This window comes from Arthrobacter sp. Y3225116 (assembly GCF_059091245.1).
Map to the genome: position 1 here is coordinate 1 of NZ_JBNHGL010000220.1, position 4,747 is coordinate 4,747.

General features: G+C 68.1%; 5 protein-coding genes. 1 reads left to right on the plus strand and 4 read right to left on the minus strand.

All coding sequences use genetic code 11. The annotated features are described in order from the left end of the window. Positions 1-22: 22 nt before the first annotated feature. Together AC5RV2_RS14730 and AC5RV2_RS14735 are read right to left on the minus strand one after the other, a co-directional pair. Complete coding sequence (locus AC5RV2_RS14730) at positions 23-826, minus strand: baeRF2 domain-containing protein (RefSeq protein WP_494092949.1); 804 nt, start codon at positions 824-826, stop codon at positions 23-25. A 257-nt stretch (positions 827-1,083) separates the two neighbouring features. Further along, positions 1,084-2,268, minus strand: coding sequence for a TerC family protein (locus tag AC5RV2_RS14735; protein WP_493978892.1), 1,185 nt, complete (start codon positions 2,266-2,268; stop codon positions 1,084-1,086). A gap of 330 nt (positions 2,269-2,598) precedes the next feature. Here AC5RV2_RS14735 and AC5RV2_RS14740 point away from each other — a divergent pair, with 330 nt between their 5' ends. Continuing rightward, the gene (locus tag AC5RV2_RS14740) at positions 2,599-2,922 is read left to right on the plus strand and encodes a hypothetical protein (RefSeq protein ID WP_494092950.1); all 324 of its coding nucleotides are present in this window, start codon (positions 2,599-2,601) and stop codon (positions 2,920-2,922) included. 16 nt (positions 2,923-2,938) lie between these two features. On the opposite strand, the gene AC5RV2_RS14745 is transcribed toward AC5RV2_RS14740, so the two are convergent. Further along, on the minus strand, positions 2,939-3,796 hold the full coding sequence (locus AC5RV2_RS14745; protein WP_494092951.1) for a glycosyltransferase family 2 protein: 858 nt from the start codon (positions 3,794-3,796) through the stop codon (positions 2,939-2,941). Next, the coding region (rfaE2, locus tag AC5RV2_RS14750) for a D-glycero-beta-D-manno-heptose 1-phosphate adenylyltransferase (protein ID WP_494092952.1) at positions 3,793-4,747 on the minus strand (955 nt) is incomplete at its 5' end. The genes AC5RV2_RS14745 and rfaE2, both read right to left, overlap by 4 nt.

A 4,747-nucleotide genomic window follows, 5' to 3' on the forward strand; every position in this document is an offset into this window, starting at 1 on the left:
GAGGACCGGCGGAAGCATGACCTCAAAGCCGGTGAAGAGGATTAACTGCGCACCCGTTTCGGCCAGCTGGCGGACGGCGGATTCGTAGTCGGCCAGGGCCGCCTGTGCGGGTGTGCGACTCGATGGTGACTTCGATCGCCCGGCTGGCCTCGGAGAGCTGATCGACCACAAGCTCCCGGGCCCGGATATCGCCCGCCACAATCAGCAGCCGCGCCCTGCTGGCCTGCACCACGCGGTCGATCTCGGCGGCGATCTCATCGGCGTTCTTGCGCCAGATTTCCTCGGTGCGGTGCTGATAGCGGCCCTGGGACCAGCCGCCGCCGGGAACCTTCGTGAGGTTCTCCCGCTCGCCCTCCACCGTCCTCGTTTCCACCACGCCGTTTCGGCGGGCGTACTGCAGGTGGACCTCGCCGCCGTCCCGGCCCACTTCGGCCACCACGTACGGGAAGTCGTCGCCGCGGGCCTTCAACAGGGGCACCAGGTCCGGAATCGGGCCGGTGTGAACCACCTCCGTACCGGACATTTCGCCCGGGAGCACCTCGTTGATTTCGGCCTCACCGCCGCGCACCAGCACAAAGCGGGAGACCGGAGACGGAACGCCGGTGGCCGGGGAAACGGCCTCGATCACGGCCGCTATGTCCGCCTTCGCGGCGCCCTGCTTCTCGAGCGATTCCCGCAGCCTGTCCGGCAGCACATCCCCCGCCCGCAGGGAATCCACGGTGCCCGTGCTGGCGTCCACGTAGACCGTGATCCAAGGCCCCGGCTTCTTGTACAGTTCGGCGTACCTCTTGTTCGCCGCGTGGGTCGTATTGACCTGCTCGGTCATCGTGATCACCTTCCCTGCTATTGGAACTGCGGGTTTTCTTGATCAGTAGAACCTCACGGTAGCACCGGACGTTTTGCCCTTGAAGGGGGCCCGATCCCGTCCCGACCGGCCCCGGCGAATCCGTCCGCCGGGCCGGTTTTCCGACGTTGTCCGCCGGAGGCGCTTGGGCGCTGGAACGGCGCTCCGGGCCCGCCGGCGCCCCGGGCGGGACGTCCTTTGGGGGTCCCGATCCCCGGGGCCGGCCGGCCCGGGCGGCCCTAGCTCCGCTGGTATTCCGCGTGCTGGCGGTGGGCCTCGGCCACCTGTTCGCGGATGATGTCCACGTCCTTGGCCTTGTTGCGGTACTTCGGTTCCATTTGCACAATCTGGCGCTCTTCTTCCACCAGCAGCCGGTAAATGCGTTCACGTTCTGCCGGGTCAGCGGTGTAGGAGAGATCCATGTAGTTGATTGCGTGCCGCCGCGCGTTGTTGATGGCGTTCTGTGCCTTGCCGGCCTTGCTCAGAAGCGAGGCGACGACGGTGATTATCAGGATGCCGATGATGACGGTGAGCGAGAGTCCGGTGCTGATCTCGACCACGGGGACCGGGTTGCCGTCGTTGACGAAGGGCAGGTTGTTCTCGTGCAGTGCGTGCAGGATCAGCTTCACGCCGATGAAAGCCAGGATCGCTGCCAGGCCGTAGGACAGGTAGATCAACCGGTCCAGCAGGCCGTCGATCAGGAAGTACAGCTGGCGCAGGCCCATCAGCGAGAAGGCGGTGGCCGTGAAGACGATGTAGACGTTCTGCGTCAGGCCGAAGATCGCGGGAATCGAGTCGAGGGCGAACAGGATGTCCGTGCCGCCGATGGCCACCATGACCAGCAGCATCGGCGTCATCGCCTTCTTGCCGTCCTTGACGGTGAACAGTTTGTCGCCGTCGTAGTAATCCGTGGTGTGGAAGAAGCGCTTGGCCAGCCGGATGATGAAGTTGTCCGCCTCGCCGCCGTCGTGTCCGGGCTTGAGCAGGTTGCCGGCCGTGATGATCAGGATCAGGCCGAAGGCGTAGAAGACCCAGGCGAAGGTGTTGATCAGCGCGGCGCCCAGGAAGATGAACCCGGTGCGCGCGATCAGCGAGAACACGATGCCGAACAGCAGCACTTTCTGCTGGTCTTCGCGCGGCACCTTGAAACTGGCGATGATGATGAGGAAGACAAACAGGTTGTCCACCGAGAGCGCCTTCTCGGTGATGTAGCCGGCGAAGTACTCGGAGCCCATGTCCACGCCGCCGTAGATCAGCACCAGGATTCCAAAGACGATGGCGATGCCCACGTACAGGGCGGACCAGATGGCGGCTTCCTTCAGCGACGGCACGTGGGCCTTGCGGATGTGGAAGAAATAGTCGAAGGCGAGCAACGCGACGATAACGGCGATCGTGATGCCCCAAATCAGGGGAGAAACGCTCATGTGTTTCCTTTCGTAAGCGGGTAGCGGTGAGCCCGCAAGTCTCTCCTCCGGCACGGCCGGCCACTGCAACCGGCCGGGCGTCGGCGCCCTACGTGTTGACGGCTGCAGCGCATCTGGATACTCCCTTACGCACCTGCCAGTCTAACGACGACGGCGGTGCACGGCTAACTCGGCGATGGCGGATCGGGCGCGGCCGGGGCGGGATTGCCCCGCCGGACGGGCACGGACGCTTGCAATCTATGCACCGGATTTCGGCTGTGACAGGCTGGGCCTGGGCCGCCGCCCGGGACGGACCCACCGGCGGCCGACCAGCCCGAAAGGAGCACCGCCATGTCCTATTACCTGGAGTACACCATCCCGGCAGCGCCGGACGGGGAGAGCTTCGAGTTCCCGGTCAGCGACGAGCACCGCGGCTATACGGTTCCGCTGAGCGAAACGGATGCGGAGATGGTCCGCACCGACCAGTTGCCTGCCCGCAGCGAGGTGTTCGGGGCGTCGCTGGCGGAGGCCAAGGAGGCGGCGGAGTCCATCCTGTCCAACAGCAAGGCGGACGCGGCGCAGCTCTACGACGATCCCGACGACTCGATGCAGCCCGGGGCGGGCACGCTGGTCGCCAGCTATACGGTCGGCGGCGGGTGGCAGGACGCCGGGTAGGCTGCGGCCCGGGTGACTAATCCCGCAGCACCACGTCCGCGGCTTCGGTGGAGCGATCGGTGACCGTGGTGGGCGATTCCAGGTGGACGGCGCCGGATGGCAGGATGCCGGCACCGCCGTAGCGTTCCATGACCCTCAGCTGCGCCACCACGTCCTCCCCGGCGTGGGCCGGCGGCAGTTCCTGCCAGAACCCGAACCCGCCGCACTCCAGCAGCGCACGCCTCCGGTACAGCACGCAGCCGCCGGCCCACGCGATCTTGTACAGCCGCCAGCCGCCGTCCGGGATGCCCAACTCGGCGGCGATGTGCGTCAGGTTTGCCGCGTTATGCAGCTGCCAGCGGCCGAACCGGTGGTCCTCGCGGCGGATGCGCTCGGGCCGGACCGGACCGTCCCACAGCTCGAAGGGCTCCTGCTCCCCCGGCCGCACGTCGTCCAGGTAGGACATGCCCTGCACCGCGGCACCGATAAATCCGCAGCCCGCCTCCCGAATGGCCGCCGTCATCCGGACCAGCATGCCCGGTTCCAGCCACACGTCGTTGTCCAGGAACAGCACCAGTTCAGCGGTGGCAAGCCGGAGCAGGAAGTCGCGCTGCTCGGCCAGCCCGCGCCGGGGCAGATTCCGCTCCAGCCGGACCGGGCGCCCCTGGGCTTCCAGCACCCGGATCATCGCCCCGACGGCCGGGTGCTCCCAGGCGGGGGCGCCGTCGCTCTGGTCGCTGACGATGACGGAGAACGCCGGGCCGTCCTGCGCCGCCAACCCGGCGAGCGTCACCGCCAGCTCCGCTTCCCGGCCATAGCTGGGCACCAACACCTCCAGCTCCGGCCCTGTTTCCGGTGCCGCCAGGGCCCAGCTGGCTGAACTCCTGCGGCTCACGCCGAATCGACTCCCGCGGGCGGGGTCGGATTCGCTCCCGAGGCCGGCGCCGAACCCGTCTCCGCCGCAGGCGCCGAGCCGCGGATCCGGCGGACCACCGCCGTGGTGGAGTGGTCGGACACATAGTCCAGGATGCACACCTCGCCGCCGCAGGCTTCCACCACCGCCGTCTCCTCGAGCATCTCCGGGGAGTAGTCCCCGCCCTTGGCGTAGATGTCGGGCCGGATCGCTTCGATCAGCGGGATGGGCGTGTCCGTGTCGAACACGGTCACGTAGTCCACGCAGCTCAGCGCGGCGATGATGCCGGCCCGGTCGGCGGCCGGGTTGATCGGCCGGTCCGGCCCCTTCAGCCGCCGGGCAGATGCGTCGCTGTTCAGCGCCACGACCAACACGTCGCCCAGTTGCTTGGCTTGGTTCAGGTAGCGGGTGTGGCCGCGGTGCAACACGTCGAAACACCCGTTCGTCAGCACAATGCGCTTGCCCGAGGCCCGCTCGGCGGCGATCGCCTGCCCGAGCGCCTCCGCATCGAGGGCGGCATCGGAGAAGGTGCCCAGGTGCGACGCGAGGTCTGTGGTGCTGCAGACCGACGTGCCGCGCCGGCGCACCACGACGTCCGCGGCGGCCTGGGCCAGGTCAAGGCTGGTGCTCAGCTGCAGCCCCGCCGCCCGCGCCAGGGTCAGGCAGGCCACGTAGGTGTCGCCGGCGCCCGAAGCCTGCTTCTCGGTGACCGGGGTGGCCCAGGTACGGTGGGTCCCGCCGTCGGGCGTGAGCAGGAAGGAGCCGTCCTTGTCCAGGGTGACGACGGCGGCGCCCGCCCCGGTCGCATCCAGCAGCTCCCCGGCGTGGCCTGCCAGGGCGGCAGGTGGCGGGAGCACAGCCGGCGCATGGACTTTGTCCGGTTCACCGGTGAGCTCGCGATCTACTTCACGCTGCTGGCCCTCGGCGGGGCTG

Excerpts from the sequence above, each read along its gene's own strand:
- AC5RV2_RS14740 (WP_494092950.1), top strand. The coding sequence starts at position 2,599 with ATGTCCTATTACCTGGAGTACACCATCCCGGCAGCGCCGGACGGGGAG.
- AC5RV2_RS14735 (WP_493978892.1), bottom strand. The coding sequence starts at position 2,268 with ATGAGCGTTTCTCCCCTGATTTGGGGCATCACGATCGCCGTTATCGTC.
- AC5RV2_RS14730 (WP_494092949.1), bottom strand. The coding sequence starts at position 826 with ATGACCGAGCAGGTCAATACGACCCACGCGGCGAACAAGAGGTACGCC.